12 protein-coding genes are annotated in these 16141 nt (G+C 52.1%); 9 read left to right on the top strand and 3 right to left on the bottom strand.

What is annotated here, in order from left to right; genetic code table 11:
• Positions 1-10: 10 nt before the first annotated feature.
• Genes ASG81_RS20825 through ASG81_RS20810 form a run of 4 tightly spaced genes read left to right on the top strand, consistent with a single transcriptional unit; the run spans position 11 to position 4337 of the window.
• On the top strand, positions 11-1378 hold the full coding sequence (locus tag ASG81_RS20825) for an NAD(P)-dependent oxidoreductase (protein WP_056638752.1): 1368 nt from the start codon (positions 11-13) through the stop codon (positions 1376-1378).
• Positions 1371-2675: an NAD-dependent dihydropyrimidine dehydrogenase subunit PreA gene (gene preA, locus ASG81_RS20820; protein WP_056638715.1), complete on the top strand. Its 1305-nt coding sequence runs from the start codon at positions 1371-1373 to the stop codon at positions 2673-2675. Before ASG81_RS20825 ends, preA begins: the two co-directional genes overlap by 8 nt.
• Before the next feature lies 1 nt (position 2676).
• The gene (gene hydA / locus ASG81_RS20815; RefSeq protein ID WP_056638712.1) at positions 2677-4104 is read left to right on the top strand and encodes a dihydropyrimidinase; all 1428 of its coding nucleotides are present in this window, start codon (positions 2677-2679) and stop codon (positions 4102-4104) included.
• A 20-nt stretch (positions 4105-4124) separates the two neighbouring features.
• On the top strand, positions 4125-4337 hold the full coding sequence (locus tag ASG81_RS20810) for a hypothetical protein (RefSeq protein WP_056638709.1): 213 nt from the start codon (positions 4125-4127) through the stop codon (positions 4335-4337).
• Here the strand turns inward: ASG81_RS20810 and ASG81_RS20805 are convergent.
• On the bottom strand, positions 4334-5953 hold the full coding sequence (locus ASG81_RS20805) for a PucR family transcriptional regulator (protein WP_056638706.1): 1620 nt from the start codon (positions 5951-5953) through the stop codon (positions 4334-4336). The genes ASG81_RS20810 and ASG81_RS20805 overlap by 4 nt on opposite strands.
• Positions 5954-6107: 154 nt before the next feature.
• Here ASG81_RS20805 and ald point away from each other — a divergent pair, with 154 nt between their 5' ends.
• Entirely contained in the window at positions 6108-7235 is a 1128-nt protein-coding gene (gene ald / locus ASG81_RS20800; protein WP_056638700.1) for an alanine dehydrogenase, read from the top strand.
• An 82-nt stretch (positions 7236-7317) separates the two neighbouring features.
• Here the strand turns inward: ald and ASG81_RS20795 are convergent, their stop codons facing one another.
• Positions 7318-8562 (bottom strand): MFS transporter, encoded by a 1245-nt coding sequence (locus ASG81_RS20795; protein ID WP_056638697.1) that lies wholly within the window; start codon positions 8560-8562, stop codon positions 7318-7320.
• A gap of 105 nt (positions 8563-8667) precedes the next feature.
• Between ASG81_RS20795 and ASG81_RS20790 the strand changes: the two genes are divergently transcribed.
• Both ASG81_RS20790 and ASG81_RS20785 read left to right on the top strand, forming a co-directional pair.
• Positions 8668-9843 (top strand): exonuclease SbcCD subunit D, encoded by a 1176-nt coding sequence (locus ASG81_RS20790; protein WP_056638694.1) that lies wholly within the window; start codon positions 8668-8670, stop codon positions 9841-9843.
• The gene (locus ASG81_RS20785; protein ID WP_056638692.1) at positions 9840-12932 is read left to right on the top strand and encodes an AAA family ATPase; all 3093 of its coding nucleotides are present in this window, start codon (positions 9840-9842) and stop codon (positions 12930-12932) included. Before ASG81_RS20790 ends, ASG81_RS20785 begins: the two co-directional genes overlap by 4 nt.
• A 79-nt stretch (positions 12933-13011) precedes the next feature.
• Here ASG81_RS20785 and ASG81_RS20780 read toward each other — a convergent pair whose 3' ends face one another.
• Positions 13012-13512: a hypothetical protein gene (locus tag ASG81_RS20780; protein ID WP_056638689.1), complete on the bottom strand. Its 501-nt coding sequence runs from the start codon at positions 13510-13512 to the stop codon at positions 13012-13014.
• 64 nt (positions 13513-13576) lie between these two features.
• Between ASG81_RS20780 and ASG81_RS20775 the strand changes: the two genes are divergently transcribed.
• Both ASG81_RS20775 and ASG81_RS20770 read left to right on the top strand, forming a co-directional pair.
• Positions 13577-13951 (top strand): DUF423 domain-containing protein, encoded by a 375-nt coding sequence (locus ASG81_RS20775; protein ID WP_056638685.1) that lies wholly within the window; start codon positions 13577-13579, stop codon positions 13949-13951.
• A gap of 165 nt (positions 13952-14116) precedes the next feature.
• Positions 14117-16021, top strand: a complete 1905-nt coding sequence (locus ASG81_RS20770; RefSeq protein WP_056638682.1) for a putative bifunctional diguanylate cyclase/phosphodiesterase — start codon at positions 14117-14119, stop codon at positions 16019-16021.
• Positions 16022-16141 lie beyond the last annotated feature (120 nt).

Here is a 16141-nt window from a genome sequence, read left to right as displayed (position 1 = left end):
TGACATGAGCATGACGGTCAATGCGGCGTTTATTCCTGTCGATTCGCTGAGACGGAATTTTGCCGAGGTGAAGGCGGGGATGCGGCCGAAGGCAGCTGTAGAGGAATCGAACCGCTGTCTGTATTGCTATGATGCTCCTTGTATTAAGGCATGCCCGACCGGCATCAACATCCCTTCTTTCATTAAAAAAATTGCATCCGGCAATATGAAAGGGTCGGCGCGAGCCATCATGGATGCGAATCCGGTTGGCGCTTCCTGCGCGCGGGTATGCCCGACGGAAGAGCTATGCGAGGGCGCTTGCGTGCTGAATCATTCGTCTAAGCCGATTATGATCGGGGATCTGCAGCGCTATGCGACGGATTGGGCGATTAAGAACGAGCAAAATTTGTTCTCAGCCGGTCAAAGCAACGGCAAGTCTGCCGCGATCATTGGCGGCGGTCCGGCGGGGCTGTCCGCGGCGCGCGAGCTTGCGAGATTCGGCTTCGCCGTCACGATATTCGAAGCAAAGGAGCAGGCGGGCGGCCTTGACACGTTCGGCATCGTTTCGTTTCGCTTGCCGCAGAGCATATCGCTTTGGGAAGTCGAGCAGGTAAAGAAGCTGGGTGTCGATATTCGGACAAACACAAAGGTTGGCACCGATGTCAGTGTGGATGATTTGCTGGGGCAGTATGATGCGATTGTGCTGGCGACCGGCATGTCCAAGGTGCCTGATCTCGGTATTGAGGGCGAGCAGCTAACAGGCGTATACGATGCAATCGATTTTGTGGAAGCGACCAAAACGGAGCTTACGTCTGATTTTATCGGCAAACGGGTAGCCGTCATAGGGGCGGGCAATACGGCGGTTGATGCCGCAACCTGCTCGGTAAGATTGGGAGCGGCTAACGTGAAGATGGTTTATCGCCGGACGAGCGAGGAAATGACCGCATACGATTTTGAATTCGAGTTTGCAAAGCAGGACGGCGTAGAGTTTGAGTGGCTGAGCGCTCCGAGCCGGATTATCGGAGATGAGGGCGGAAACGTCAAGGCGCTCGAATGCATAAAGATGAGGCTGGAAGCAGCGGCTGACGGAGGCAGAAAAAGACCGGTTCCCGTAGAAGGTTCCGCATTTCTGCTGGAGGTCGATGCCGTCATCAAGGCGATTGGGCAGACGCGGCATTTGCCTTTAATCGAGCAGCTTGGTTTGGAGCATAAACACGGTATCGTAACGGTGGATACTAAAACGCATCAAACCTCCAATCCCCGCGTTTATGCGGCAGGAGACGTTGTTTTCGGCGGGGGGCAAGGCGAAGCGATGGTGGTAGCCGCAGCACAGCAGGGCAAGCTTGCCGCATACTCGATTTACAAGACGCTTATTGCAGGGAGGGAAGTTTATGGCTGATTTACGCATTCAATTGGCAGGCATTTCTTCGCCCAATCCATTTTGGCTCGCTTCGGCGCCGCCAACGAATACCGGCTATCAGGTGCAGCGCGCATTTGAAGCGGGCTGGGGCGGAGCCGTATGGAAGACGCTGGGCGATCCGATCATCAATACTTCGTCCCGTTTTGCCGCGGTTCATTTCAATGGCCAGCGCGTAGCGGGCTTCAATAACATAGAGCTGATTACGGACCGGCCGCTCGAGGTCAATCTGAAGGAAATATATGAAACGAAAAAAAGGTTTCCGGACCATGCGCTCGTCGTATCGTTGATGGTGGAGCCGAAGCGCGACAAATGGCATGAAATTGTAAAAAGAGTCGAGGATGTCGGCGTTGACGGGCTGGAGCTGAATTTCGGCTGTCCGCACGGCATGGCTGAACGGGGAATGGGGGCCGCATCCGGCCAGCAGCCGGATCTGGTTGAAATGCAGACGATGTGGGTCAAGGAGGCCGCAAAAACGCCGGTTATCGTCAAGCTTACGCCGAATATTACCGATATTACGGCAACGGCCAAAGCGGCCGTTCGAGGGGGAGCAGATGCGATATCGCTGATCAATACGATAAATTCGCTTGCCGGCGTAGATATCGACACGTGGAATACAATTCCGCATGTTGGCGGCAAAGGGGCGCATGGCGGCTATTGCGGCCCTGCCGTTAAGCCGATTGCGCTTAACATGGTTGCGGAATGCGCCCGCAATCCATTAGTCAGCGTTCCAATCTCCGGCATCGGAGGCGTATCGAACTGGCGGGATGCGGTCGAGTTCCTGCTTATGGGCTCAACGGGTGTACAGGTATGCACGGCAGCGATGCATCACGGCTTCAGCATCGTAGAGGACATGATCGACGGCTTGAACAACTACTTGGATGATAAGGGCTTGAAATCCGTCAATGAGCTGATCGGCAAATCGGTAGAGCGTTATTCGGATTGGGGGGATCTCGACCTAAATTATGCGGTAGTCGCACGAATCGAGCAGGATAACTGCATCGTATGCAATAAATGCCATATTGCTTGCGAGGATACGTCGCACCAGTGCATCGAGCGTCATACGGACGAAAACGGCGCAGCTTACCTCAAGGTTCGCGAGGAGGATTGCGTAGGGTGCAACCTCTGCTCGATCGTTTGTCCGGTGGAAGGCGCGATTTCGATGATAGAGGTTCCAATGTCGGAGCTGCCGCTCAGCTGGAATCAGCGGCAAGCGGCGATTGGAGCGATAGGGAAAGGTAAGGAATCGGATGATACCGATAAGAAGGAGGCGGTGTAGAATGACGGCCAAGCTGATTAAAAACGGTACGATCGTAACGGCTGCCGATACGTATGCAGCTGATGTGCTTATTAAAGAGGGCGTTATCGCGAAAATCGGCTTTGACTTAGAGGCGGAAGCGGATGAAGTGATTGATGCTTCCGGAAAATATGTGTTTCCCGGCGGGGTTGATCCGCATACCCATCTCGAAATGCCGTTTGGCGGTACGGTTACGGCCGACGATTTTGCAACCGGCACAACGGCGGCGGCATTCGGAGGAACGACAACGATCGTCGATTTTTGCCTGACGACGAAGGGGAAGCCGCTCAGCGATTCCATTGCGGCGTGGCATAACAAAGCGAATGGAAAAGCCGTTATCGATTACGGCTTTCATCTCATGATCGGTGAAATTAACGATGAGGTGCTGGCTGAGCTGCCATCGATTGTCATGGAAGAGGGCATTACATCCTTGAAGGTATTTATGGCTTACAAAAACGTGTTTCAAGCCGACGATGGCACGCTATTCCGCACGATGCTCGCTGCCAAGGAGCTTGGCGCGATGGTGATGGTGCATGCCGAGAATGGCGACGTCATCGAATATCTCATTAAGAAAGCTTTGGATGAAGGAAACACCGATCCGATCTATCATGCGCTGACGAGACCTTCGATTATTGAAGGGGAGGCGACAGGACGCGCGGCTAAGCTGGCTGCGCTTGCCGGAGCAAGGCTGTACGTTGTTCATGTAACGTGCGCGGAAGCAGTCATGCAAATCGCGGAGGCGCGAATGCAAGGCGTGGATATTTGGGGCGAGACCTGTCCGCAATATTTGGTGCTGGATCAGTCGTATTTGGAGAAGCCGGATTTTGAAGGGGCCAAATACGTATGGTCGCCTCCGCTTCGCGAAGCATTCCATCAGGAGATGCTGTGGAATGCGCTGAAGATCGGTCAATTGCAGACGCTGGGCTCGGATCACTGCTCCTTTAATTTCAACGGGCAAAAGGATCTTGGGCTTGGCGATTTCAGCAAAATTCCGAATGGCGGACCCGTCATTGAGGACCGCTTCTCGCTCTTTTATTCGGAAGGCGTTAACAAAGGTCGCATTACGCTTAATCAATTCGTAGATATCGTATCGACGCGCAATGCGAAGCTGTTCGGTCTTTTCCCGCGGAAGGGGACGATTGCGGTTGGCAGCGATGCGGATATCGTAATCTTTGATCCGTTAGCGCAGCGTACGCTCTCGGTGGAAACGCATCATATGAACGTAGACTACAATCCGTTTGAAGGCATGCAGGTGACCGGCTTGCCGGTGAGCGTGCTGTCGCGAGGTGAGTTTGTCATCCGGGACAGGCAATTTGTTGGTGCGCTTGGAGCGGGACGATACTTGAAGCGGGCGCCATATACGCCGGCGGGCGCAGCGGCACCCGCATCGAAGGAAAAGGTCAAGCAATAGCGCCGGAGGAGGAGAAGGACATGTCCGCTTATGAGCAGTTTGCAGAAGAGAAAAATAAAATTGATGCCTATATGAAGCAGCAGTATGTCATTACGGGCGTCCGGGAAGGCTTAAGCGGCGATTGGCTGGAGCTAAAGCATCCCGGAGGGGATCAGGCCTCTCTGCTCGTAGAGACGGCGGATGCCCGGAAATATTTTGCCAATCTGCTGATCAGGCAAGCCCGTATTCCCTAAACGATAGGGCCATGCACATACTCATATGCGCACAGCGCGAGCTCGATGGTTAATCTTTTGCCGGGCTCCATAAAATCATTCCCAAGCAGCGAAGCAAGCTTATCGAGCCTGTGATAGAGCGTCTGCCTTGCGATGAATAACGCCTTGGCCGTTTCCTGCTTAGAGCCGGATAGCTTCAAATACAAATGTAAAGTTTGCAGCAAATGACCGTTTTTCTCCTGGTCGCTGGCGACTACCGGCCCGATATAGTCCTCCATTAAAGCAGGGAGGGCATCCGCCTTTTTAAGCGTGTAAATGATTTTGTGCAGATGCAAATCGCTATAGAATGGCGATGGCAGCGGCCCGATATCCTTTTGAATCGAAATCGTTTCCTTCGCGGTCTCGTAGCTTTCCTGCACATTCGTTAATTGCGTCATATAGCTGCCGATGCCAATATGCGACGAGAAGAAGGCCGGCTCCTGAAGCTGTTCCGTTTTTTGCAGGCGGTCAATCGCCCGCAGCAGACGTTCCTTGTATTTAACGGCGCCAAGCTGGTCAAGCACGATGAATACGATTTGGCCATGCTGCAGCAGCGGCAGGAGCAGGAAGCCTTCTCCTTCAAAAATAGCGCGGGCAACCATGTTTTTCTGAATGAGCAGAGCGCCGTCTTCCTTGTCGGTCAACTGCTCCGTGTTATCGTCAAATTCAAAGAGGCAGACGGTTACGCCCGTCAGCTTGGCGCGCGGTTTAAGCGAGCGGAAGTAGTCGCGGATATCATTAGCCGAATGCTTGCCGCTAAGCCAATCCACCGACCACAGATCCTCCTTATGACGGCGCCGCTCCTCCATGTACTTGGTCCGCATCATTTCCTGGGCAATGGCAGTTGCAGCGCGATCCAGTGCTAATATTTGAAATTCGCTGAGCTCTTGCTTGCCTTGCAGCAGCAAATCAGCGAATAAATGGTCGAGCGCCAGTATCGGACGATGAGCGATTAGAGGCTTTTGCTGCGGCTCGGCGAACATTTTGCCATAAACCCATTGCTCGTAAAAGCTGTCGGCTTTGGCCCTTGGCATATGAGGGATGAAATGAGCCTCTGCCCCTAATGGGAAGAAAGCGACTTGAGCGCCGGTCGTTTGATGCAGAAGCCGCAGCAGAGACATCATTCCTTTGCCGGAGAGCAGCAATTGATTGAGTGCGGTAGACAATGTCTCCAGCTCGGATACCATGCGATGATGCTGGTAAATGAAGTAGGCGTGAAGATCCTGGGTGATATCGATATAGCGGACCTCTTCGTGGAAAAAAATGAGGGGGAAGTTCTCGCGCAGGGCGAGTTCCTTCATCTTATCGAAAGGCTGCTTGGCGTAGAGGCCAAGCTCAATGCATAGACCCGACGCGCCGCTGTCGATAAGCTGCTGCAGAAACGATAAGCTAAGCGCTTCGTCGTCATGCCAGCCGATACCGGTGCACAGAATAAGCTCATGGCCGTTTAAGAGGTGGCCAACTTGGGTTACTTCCATGATATGAACCCATTTTACAGTGCGGTTCAGCGCTTCCTCGCTGGCGATGGCTTCCGCTTTATGAAACAGAGGACGCTTCAAAATTTCTTTTACCGTAAGCTGGAGCACCGTCTTTACCATAGGCAGTCACCGTCCATATCGGATTTGTAACGCTTTTTTACGATTATACAAGATGTCCGGTTCATTGTGTGGAATATTTGTGTGATCGGGAGCTGATGGAAATGGTCATTGAACCAATTACATTGCAGAAAAAGCACTTAGGAGGCGGGTTGTGATGGAAATAGGGGTACCCAAGGAGCTGAAGAGTCAAGAAAACCGTATCGCTATTACTCCGGGCGGCGTTCATGAGCTTATGCAGAGCGGACATCACGTATTTGTGGAAAGCGGAGCTGGGATTGGCTCCGGAATAACCGACGCGGAGTTTCAAGCAGCAGGGGCTGTTATCGTACCCTATCCGGAGGATGCTTGGAGCAGGCAGCTTGTGCTAAAAGTGAAGGAGCCTCTGAAGGAGGAATTCCGGTATTTTCACGAAAAGCTGTTATTGTTTACGTACCTGCATCTGGCTGCTGAGCCGGAGCTGACGGAAGCGCTCATCCGCCATAAGGTGACAGCAATTGCCTACGAAACGGTCCAGTTAGCAAGCGGCCAGCTGCCGCTATTGACGCCTATGAGCGATATTGCAGGACGCATGGCGGCGCAGATTGGAGCACAATTTCTGGAGAAGACGCATGGCGGACAAGGTATATTGCTTGGCGGCGTTCCAGGAGTCAGAAAGGGCAGGGTTACGATTATAGGCGGGGGCGTTGTCGGAACAGGCGCCGCCCAGATTGCCGCCGGGTTAGGCGCAGACGTGACGATTATGGATACCGATGCCAATCGTCTTCGTTACTTAGACGAACGATTTTCCGGACGAGTCCACACGCTCGCATCATCATCGAATCAAGTGGCAGAAGCGGTAGCTGTATCCGACCTGGTTATCGGCGCGGTGCTTATTCCGGGAGCGCGAGCGCCAAAGCTGGTGCAGGAAGCTGCGGTGAGCGCCATGCGTAACGGGTCGGTCATCGTGGATGTGGCTATCGATCAAGGCGGCATTTTCGAGACCATTGACCGAATTACGACGCATGCTTCACCTGTCTATGAGAAACATGGCGTGCTGCATTACGCGGTTGCAAATATGCCTGGAGCCGTGCCTCAAACCGCTACGGCAGCTTTAACGAATGCAACCTTGCCTTATGTGCTCTTACTTGCAAATACGGGATTGATGGCAGCGCTGTACAGCAATGCTGCTTTAAGTAAAGGGGTAAATACGATGGCGGGTTATGTCACATACGAGGCGGTTGCCAAAGCGCACGGGCTGGTCTACAAAAAGCTGAATGAATGCCTGCAGTCGATATCGGCATGATTAACAAGAAGGAATCTCATCAACATAGAAATAAATGCCTCTGCGGCTCGCTGTCATTCAGCGCGTGCAGAGGCATTTTTTATTAAAGCAGGGCATTCCTTTTCTTGAGCATATGGTAGAGGATTAGAGAGGCGGCTGAGCAGAGCAGCGCGCAGCTCCCTATGAAAATATAGCCGCCCTGCAGCCCGGCGATGAGACTGGCTTCTTCATGCCCGCCATAGGCAAACAGCTGCTTCGTCCATTCCGTAATGGCGCCTATTGCCAGGTTGCCGATCACGCCGGCAATGCCCATTAAGGTAACGGTAAAGGTGATGGCCGTATCGGCGTTGTTCGTGTAACGTCTTGCCAGCAAGGCCATTACAGTCGGATAGATGGGTGCGATGCCGACGCCTGCCAGCGCAAATAGAAAGGTACCTGGCTCGCCTATAATAATCGCGGCAATTGAGCATATACCGGAGAATGCCGATAACAGGATGAGAGACTTGGTATAGCCGATTTTGTCAGTGATTGGTCCAAGAACCAGCCGGGCAAGCATAAAACAAAAGAAAAACGCGGATAGCATTTTGGCCGATGCATCACCGCTCCAGCCATACGCCTTCTCCAAAAAGTTTACGAGCCAGCCGCCAATGGCGAGCTCCGATATGACGCCGAATGACAGCACCGCCACGATGATCCAGGCGATCTTATCCCGAGCATATTCCTTTAGCGATATCCGTTCTTCATGCTTTTCTTCATCACTCGCATATCGGGCGAACATTCCGGGAAGCAGCGGCAGAATGGAAAGCGCGAGCATGAGCATATACATCCCGCGCCAGCCAAGCGCGGAGCCAAATACAGGAACGCCCATCAAAGATGCAGCGATCATTGGCGCGAAGGTCGAGCTAAGCCCGTAAAAAAAATGCGCGAGATTCATCATGGTTCCCGTGTTTTTGACAAAGATCCGGGCAGCCAGTATGGCGAGAGCGATTTCCAGTATTCCGTTGCCTACGTACATCAGGAAGTAGGCGGAGGAGAGAGTGGTGTAATTGGCAGCAAAATAGATACAAACACCTGATATGACCATGGAGCCGAACGCTAGCGTAAGCGTGAGCTTCATGCCTGCTTTGCGGGCTAACCAGCCGGTAAAGCTGCATGCCAGCAAATACCCAAGGGAGTTAAAGGCAAGCAAAATACCAACCTGCAGCTCATCGAGCGCAAGATCAGCCTGCATCCTTGGGAGCGCAGGTCCTTTTATATTTTCCGAAAAACCAAAAATGAGAAAGCCTCCAAATACGACGATAAGAAGCAGTATGTAGTTTTTGGATAAAGTGGCAGTTAGGCGCGACACGGTTTGTTGACCTCCACAAATCTATTTATAATGGTAATATAAATGATAGAATAGCAGTCTGATAGACTGGAGTATCGATGAGACGGGAAGGGATGTTTGGAACGAATGAAGCTATTTCATACCGCGGACTGGCATTTGGGCAAGCTTGTTCAAGGCGTATATATGACGGAAGACCAGCGCTGCGTGCTGCAGCAGCTGCTGCAAGCGATAGAAGCGGAGCGGCCGGATGCCGTTATTATAGCAGGAGATCTTTATGATCGGGCTGTGCCGCCGACCGAAGCGGTCGAGCTGCTTGACGAGCTGCTTGCACGTATCGTAATTGATTTGGATACGCCGGTTCTTGCTATATCGGGTAATCATGACAGCCCGGACCGGATTAATTTCGGCACAAAATTAATGGAAAGCCGCGGGCTTCATCTGGCCGGTCAGCTGAAGAAGGAGCTAAAGCCCGTTGTGCTCCGGGATGCGCATGGGGAGGTGCATTTTCATCTCGTGCCTTACGCCGATCCGGCTCAGGCCCGGTATTTGCTCGGCGATGACTCCATACGTACGCATGATGATGCTATGCGCGTAATAACTGCGAAGCTGGAGCTGATCATGGATCCAGCCGCTAGGCATGTGTTCGTTGGGCATGCTTTCGTTACGGCGACAGGAGAGCCCGGTCTAAATACGAGCGACTCCGAACGGCCATTATCGGTTGGCGGCGCTGAGCACGTGAGCGCAGCATATTTTGAAAAATTTCATTACACAGCGCTCGGTCATTTGCATCAGGCGCATTTCGTTCGGGACAATACGATAAGATATGCCGGCTCGCCGCTAAAATATTCGATTTCAGAGGAAAACCATGCGAAGGGCTATTTCGTTATTGAGCTTGATGGGGCTGGCGGCGTGGCGGTAGAGAAACGCGAGCTGCAGCCGCTGCGGAACATGCGCCGGGTAGCCGCTTCTATCGAGGAGCTGGAGAAGCATCCGGTTAACGAGGATTATGTGTTTGTCACGCTGCTTAACGATAATCCCGTTTTGTTTCCTATGGAGAAGGTGCGGGCGGTCTATCCGAATGCGCTTCATGTGGAGCGCCGGTCATCGCTCTCCGGCAGCTTGAGCGGGGAGGGCCCGGCTGCGGAAGCAGGCGGCAGTGCGGGAAGGCGGGAGGCTGACCCGATCGAGCTTTTTGCAGCTTTTTATCAGGAGATAAAAGGACAGCCGCTTGCCGATGCGAAAAAACGGCTGTTTGCGGATACGTATGCGGAGCTGCTGCGTGAGGAAGGGGGCGCCGTATGAGGCCGATTAAGCTAACGATGACTGCTTTCGGTTCCTATCGCGATACCGAAACGATTGATTTTAGCCTGTTGGAGCATCGTCGATTGTTTGTAATATCGGGCAATACGGGAGCAGGCAAGACATCGATATTCGATGCGATTTGCTATGCTTTTTATGGGACGGCAAGCGGCGAGGACCGCTCTGATTCCCGTATGCTGCGCAGTCATTTTGCCGCTGAGGATACGCACACTTGCGTCATATTCGATTTTGCGGTAGGCCGCAGAAGCTATTTGGTTATCAGGCAAATGCCTCACCGCAAGGCAGGCAACAAAAGCGAGACGGGCGGCAAGGCAGAGCTGTACGAAACGACTAGCGGCGAAGCTATTCCGGCGGTGGACCGTTTTATTGTCTCCGATGTGAACGCCAAGCTCGAGCAAATTATCGGATTGACCAAGGAACAGTTCAGTCAGATCGTCATGCTGCCGCAGGGAGAATTTCGCAGGCTGCTGACCTCCGACACGGATAATAAGGAAGAGATATTGCGGCGAATATTCCGCACAGAGCTATATGAACGGCTGGAGAGCCGCTTTCAGCAGAAAAATCGCGGTTTGCAGGATCAGCTTAAGGAAGCGAAGGCTACGGCGAATGCTTATATGAAGCAGGTACAGGAGGCGCTGCCTGAGCGGGCGGACAGCGAGCTGTCCCGCACATTCAAGCAGGAAATATTTAATGCCGCCCAAGTGACAGAGGCGCTGGAGCTGGAGTTTGAATTTTACAGGCAGCTGGCGGTGCAAGCGGAGGAGCAGAAAGTAGCGCTCTCGGTTCTGCTGGAAGAACAGGAGGCGCAGCTGCGCTTTGCTATGGCGCTAAATAGCAAGCATGAGGAGCAGGTAAGGAAGCTTGCCCAGCAGGAGCAGCTTGATGGACAGAAGGCGGACTATCTGGTCAAGGAGCAGCGGCTTGCGCTTGCGGAGAAGGCTGCGCATCTGACACCTTATATGGAGCTCGCTGAGCGGACAAGCGCCGATGAAACGGCAAAGCGGAACCAGCTTGCCGTAAGGCGCGTTGAACTTGAGACTGCCCATCGTGAGCATGCGCTGGCTGCTGAACGATATTCGGCAGAGGACCAGCGCGAGGAGGAACGGCGCGAGGCTGAGCGCGAGCTAAACAGGCTGATGGAGATGGCTCCAGTCGTGAAGACGCTCGCTGGTCAGCAGCAAGCGATCGACAAGCTGGTGCAGGCAGAGAATGGCTGCACGGCCAAGCTGCTGGCTTCGGATGCCGCGCTCACGCAGCTGCGCGATGCGAAGCAGACTGCTAATGTACAAGTCAAGGAAATGGAGCTTCAAACGGCTGATTTAGCGGATAAGTTGGACAAGCTGCGTCTTGTGGAGCAGCAGGGGAAGCAGCTGAAGCGTTTAGTAGATGTGGAGAAGGAAATGATGCGTTTTGCCAAGCTCGAGGCGGAGTTTGCTCAGTCGCTCGCCAAAGCGAAGGACGAGCATGACCGGCTTGAGGCTTCCTGGATCGAAGGGCAGGCATCGCTGCTTGCCGCTCATTTGCATGACGGCATGCCTTGTCCTGTATGCGGCAGCGAGGAGCATCCTGCTAAGGCAGTCGTGAACGCCGAGATACCTTCACGCGAGCGGCTGCTGGAGACGAAGGCGCAGCTAAGCGCTGTAGAGCGTGAATGGCTTGAAGCACGCGCGCAAGCGGCAGCTGCAAATGCGACTCGTGAAGACGGGGAGCGGGAGCTGGCTGAATTCGGCTTGCAGGCTGTGAGGCTGGAAGAGCAAAGAGCGCAGCTGCTGCAGCAATGGCGCGGGCTTAAAGAAGAAACGGATAAGCTTCTGCATAAGGCGAAGCAGCTTCCGGAGCTCAAGCAGCTGATCGAGCAGCAGGAGCAGCTGCTTGAGAAGCAGCAGCAAGAGAAGGAACAGCTGCAGCAGGAGCAGCAGCGTTTAATCATCGAGCGGACTTCGCAGCAATCGGCGCTGCAGAAGGAGCTGGACCGCATTCCGGAGACGCTTCGTTCGCCGGAACGGCTGACAGCTAAAATTAATGAGCAGCAAGCAGCCTCTGACCGGCTGGCTGCAGCCTGGAAGTCCGCTCAGGAGCAGCTTCAACGGATGACTGCGAAGCTGGCCGAGCAGAAGGCCTATGTGGATCAAGCGGAGCGTCAGCTGGCGGAGGCGGAAAACAATAAGCAGCTTGCAGAGCAGCGGCTGCTGGCCGAGCTTCTGAAAGCAGGCTTTGAAACGGTTCAGCAATATCGTGATGCAGCACTTTCAGAAAACGCAAGAGAGCTGCTTAAGCAGGACATAACTGCCTACCGTTCGGCGGTTACGCTGTTAATGCAGCAGCTAGCGGAGCTTCAAACCGAGCTTGCCGGCAGGCCGAGGGCCGATCTTGCCCAGCTTCAGGAGCGGCTTGCTGCATTGAAGCAGCAGTTCACGCAAATGATTAACGCCGCACAGACGGCGCTGCGCACCGGCCAAGTGGCTCAGCGCTTGTCGGCCTCTATCGGGAGGGCAAGCGGGCAGGTGAAGGAGCTTGAAGCTAAGCTTGAGGAAGTCATGGACATCTTCCAAATGCTGAAGGGCGATAACGCGCTCAAAATTTCGTTCGAGCGTTATATTCTTATCGAGTTTTTGGAGCAAATTTTGTTTGCAGCCAATGCGCGGCTCCGCGACTTGTCGAATGGCCAGTTTTCCTTGCAAAGAAGCGACCGCCTTGAAAATCGGGGGAAACAGAGCGGTCTCGGGCTCGATGTCTATGATGCTTATACGGGTCAAAACCGTGATGTGAAGTCGTTATCCGGCGGCGAGAAGTTTAATGCTTCTCTTTGTCTGGCTCTCGGAATGACGGATGTCATTCAGTCCCATTTGGGCGGAGTGACGATCGAAATGATGTTCATTGACGAAGGTTTTGGCTCGCTGGACGAGGAATCGCTGCAGAAGGCGATTACCGCGCTCGTTGATTTGCAGAAGGCGGGAAGAATGATCGGCGTGATTTCCCACGTGCAGGAACTGAAGGATGCATTCCCGGCTTGCCTTGAGGTCAGTAAGACGAGGGAAGGCTTCAGCCGCACTCGCATTACAGTGAAGTAAGCGGAAGGAACAAAAAAAGTCTGCTTCAAGCACTCCATCGAGGCCGAAGCAGACTTTCAAAACGAAATTGGATTTCGGTTTAAACGGCGACGTTAGCAGCAATGGCGGCTGCGCCTGCAAAAAACAATCCGATGCCGCCTACAAAGGCGAGAACGTTCAGCACGATGCCAATAACGCTGAACAATTTGCGGCGTTTGCCGGAGAAGGCGCCGATAATTGCCAATATAAGGCCGACTAGTGAGAGTAGACCTGCTCCGAAGATGCAGAAAACGGCCACAATAACAGAAACCAGCACTTCTTCTCCAAGCGCTTCGATAGATTCTTGAAATGCTGCTGTATCTGACGGGTCAGCTATGGTCAGATCAGTATTCGCGATTTGATCAACGAATGAGGAGCCTGAGACGATAGCAATTATAAGCAATACGACTGATAGTAAGCCAATTACGAAAGATGCGATGCCTAATCCTGATTGCTTCTTCGGACCTTCTTGAACGGCAAGCTCGTTTGAGAAGACCGGTCTGGCAGCATAAGGGTCATTAGGGGAAGGATTGTTGGCATCATTTCTCGGTTCATTATCCATTTAGATCGTCTCCTTTACTAATTACGGTAAAATTATACACAATTTTGAAAGGAATGAAAACCACATGTTTCCAAAATATTTTGCGATTGGTGCCATAAACGCTGCGATTGCGATCGCGCTAGGTGCCTTCGGGGCGCACGGATTGGAGAAGCATTTATCAGACCATTACATTGAAATTTTTGAAACGGGCGTTCGCTATCATATGTACAGCGCCCTAGGACTTATGCTCATTGCCTTGTTCGCCAAGCAAATCGGAGCGAGCAAGCTGGTATTGAACGGAGGACGTCTTATAGGGGCAGGAATCGTGCTTTTTAGCGGCAGCCTTTATGTGCTCTCGCTTAGCGGCGCAAGCAAGCTGGGCATTATTACCCCTTTTGGCGGCGTGGCTCTTCTTGCCGGCTGGACCTGTGTTATCGTTGCAGCTTTCAAAAAAGCATAATTATCAGGTTAAAAAACATGTCATAAATTGCGTTGGCAGCAGAATAGGTTGTAAAATAACAAAAAAATAATTAACTTTAGTAAATATTTCTATACCGGATCAGATACATCGTTTATAATAAAATGAACACTCACTTGACTCGAAAAAGAGGAAGGACGTTTGTGCGTGACGAAACGGATGGATGGTTTTCCTGAAAGTAGCAAGAGACAGCCGCTCAAGCAATCTTTGAACGGATCGTTGTTCATTAGCATTCTGCTAACAGCGCTCGCATCGGTTTGGATCGTCGTATCTTTTTTATTGATTTCTAACTCGATGTACAAATGGACCGCTGCCGCCATAGCCGCATCGTTATTCGTAACCGCAATAATCGTTTATATAAAACGCAATGAAAATTTCAGCTTCCAAAACTACCATACAGCAATCGTTGAAACCTTGCTTCGCTCAGATGCCGTTCCGCTTGCTATATTGGATAGAAGCGGGTTAGTGCTCGAGATGAACGAAGCGTCAAGCCGCATTCTTGGATATCACCGCTCAGAGCTTATCGGAGCGCCGATATCACGACTGCTCGAGCCCGTCAGCCGCCAATCGCTGCATGAAATGTTTGAGCAGGCGCTGCTCGGAGAAACGAAGCAGATAAACATTAACATTACGCATGGTTCCGGTTTTCCGCTAGAGCTTCAAGTCATTTGCTCTCCGATGATTCAAGATGATGAAGTCATCGGTACCGTATTAATAAGTCAGGATTTAAGCGATAGGAAACGGAATGTTGAACGGATTCGCTACATGGCTTATTACGATGATATGACCGGCTTACCGAACCGGACATTGTTTCAAATGAAGCTGACCGAGACGCTGGCAAGAGCCAAGGAAGAAGAGCGTGTCGTCGGGATATGTTATTTGGATCTGGATCGCTTTAAGCTCGTTAACACATCCTTCGGACGCGAGTCTGGCGATATTCTTCTGATGCAGGTCGCCGAGAGATTGAACCGAGACCTCTCCGACAACGATTTTGCAGCTCGTATGGAAGGCGATGAATTCGCCCTTTTGTTTTGCAACTTAGAATCGCATAACCATTTGCTTGAGCTGTCGAAGCAGATCCTCAAGTCGATTGAAGAGCCGTATGAGCTGAGCGGTTTCCCCTTACATATTACAGCAAGCATTGGCTCTGTCACGAACAAGAGCGAGCATGATGACAGCTATGCGCTGATCAAAAAAGCCGATATGGCGCTTGTAAAGGTAAAGGAAAGCGGAAAGAATGACTGCCTGCTTTATTCGGAAAGCTGGAGCAACTCGTCGCTTGAGCGCCTTACGCTTCAGCATGAAATGTACCGTGCCATTCAGCGGGGGGAGTTCATTCTTCTTTATCAGCCGCAATATGATTTGGGCTCAGGAAAGATGGTTGGCGTTGAGGCGCTTGTAAGGTGGAATCACCCGCTCAAGGGAATGATACTGCCAGGCAGCTTTATTCCCTTGGCCGAGGAGAGCGGAATGATCGTTCAGATTGGCGATTGGGTTCTGGAAGAGGCATGCCGTCAAAACAAAGCATGGCAAGACGCGGGTCTCCCGTCAATTCCGGTATCCGTTAACTTATCTATTAGACAATTCGTCCAAAACGATTTGGCAAGCAAGGTATCCGCCGTGCTCGAAAAAACAGGTTTGGCTGCAAAATATTTGGATTTGGAAATTACGGAGTCTATGACGATGGATGTAAGCCATGTATCGCGCTGCTTGTTGGATTTAACGGACTTAGGCGTTAACATTAGCGTCGACGATTTTGGCACCGGCTATAGTTCATTCCATTATTTGAAAAACTTCCCGATCGATCGTTTGAAAATCGACCGCTCCTTTGTACGTGATATTCAGCAGGACCCGAGCGATGCGGAAATCGTTGCGGCCATTATTGCAATGGCGCATAATCTGAACATTCAGGTTATAGCAGAGGGTGTAGAGACAGAAGGGCAAATGGAGTTTTTACGGAAGCACAAATGCGATGAAATGCAGGGCTACTTCTGGAGTCCTCCTGTATCCAGCGAAAATATTAAACAGATGCTTTCACCTGATATCATATAAAAAACCGTTCTTTGGCTGCTTAGTGGTCATACCCCTGTCAAGTAGACAGATGAAAAAAGCTAAGCTGCCAGCGCGTGCCGATACTCAATCGGCGCGCGCTGTTTGAGTTTGGCTTGAAAT

Source organism: Paenibacillus sp. Soil522, from assembly GCF_001428245.1.
Taxonomy (GTDB): Bacteria; Bacillota; Bacilli; order Paenibacillales; family Paenibacillaceae; genus Pristimantibacillus.
This window is presented reverse-complemented; position numbering and strand designations above follow the sequence as displayed.

Bases quoted from the DNA above. Each gene is read 5' to 3' on its own strand.
- ald (WP_056638700.1), top strand. From the start codon at position 6,108: ATGGAAATAGGGGTACCCAAGGAGCTGAAGAGTCAAGAAAACCGTATC.
- ASG81_RS20805 (WP_056638706.1), bottom strand. From the start codon at position 5,953: ATGGTAAAGACGGTGCTCCAGCTTACGGTAAAAGAAATTTTGAAGCGT.
- hydA (WP_056638712.1), top strand. From the start codon at position 2,677: ATGACGGCCAAGCTGATTAAAAACGGTACGATCGTAACGGCTGCCGAT.
- ASG81_RS20775 (WP_056638685.1), top strand. From the start codon at position 13,577: ATGTTTCCAAAATATTTTGCGATTGGTGCCATAAACGCTGCGATTGCG.
- ASG81_RS20780 (WP_056638689.1), bottom strand. From the start codon at position 13,512: ATGGATAATGAACCGAGAAATGATGCCAACAATCCTTCCCCTAATGAC.
- ASG81_RS20825 (WP_056638752.1), top strand. From the start codon at position 11: ATGACGGTCAATGCGGCGTTTATTCCTGTCGATTCGCTGAGACGGAAT.
- ASG81_RS20810 (WP_056638709.1), top strand. From the start codon at position 4,125: ATGTCCGCTTATGAGCAGTTTGCAGAAGAGAAAAATAAAATTGATGCC.
- ASG81_RS20790 (WP_056638694.1), top strand. From the start codon at position 8,668: ATGAAGCTATTTCATACCGCGGACTGGCATTTGGGCAAGCTTGTTCAA.
- ASG81_RS20785 (WP_056638692.1), top strand. From the start codon at position 9,840: ATGAGGCCGATTAAGCTAACGATGACTGCTTTCGGTTCCTATCGCGAT.
- preA (WP_056638715.1), top strand. From the start codon at position 1,371: ATGGCTGATTTACGCATTCAATTGGCAGGCATTTCTTCGCCCAATCCA.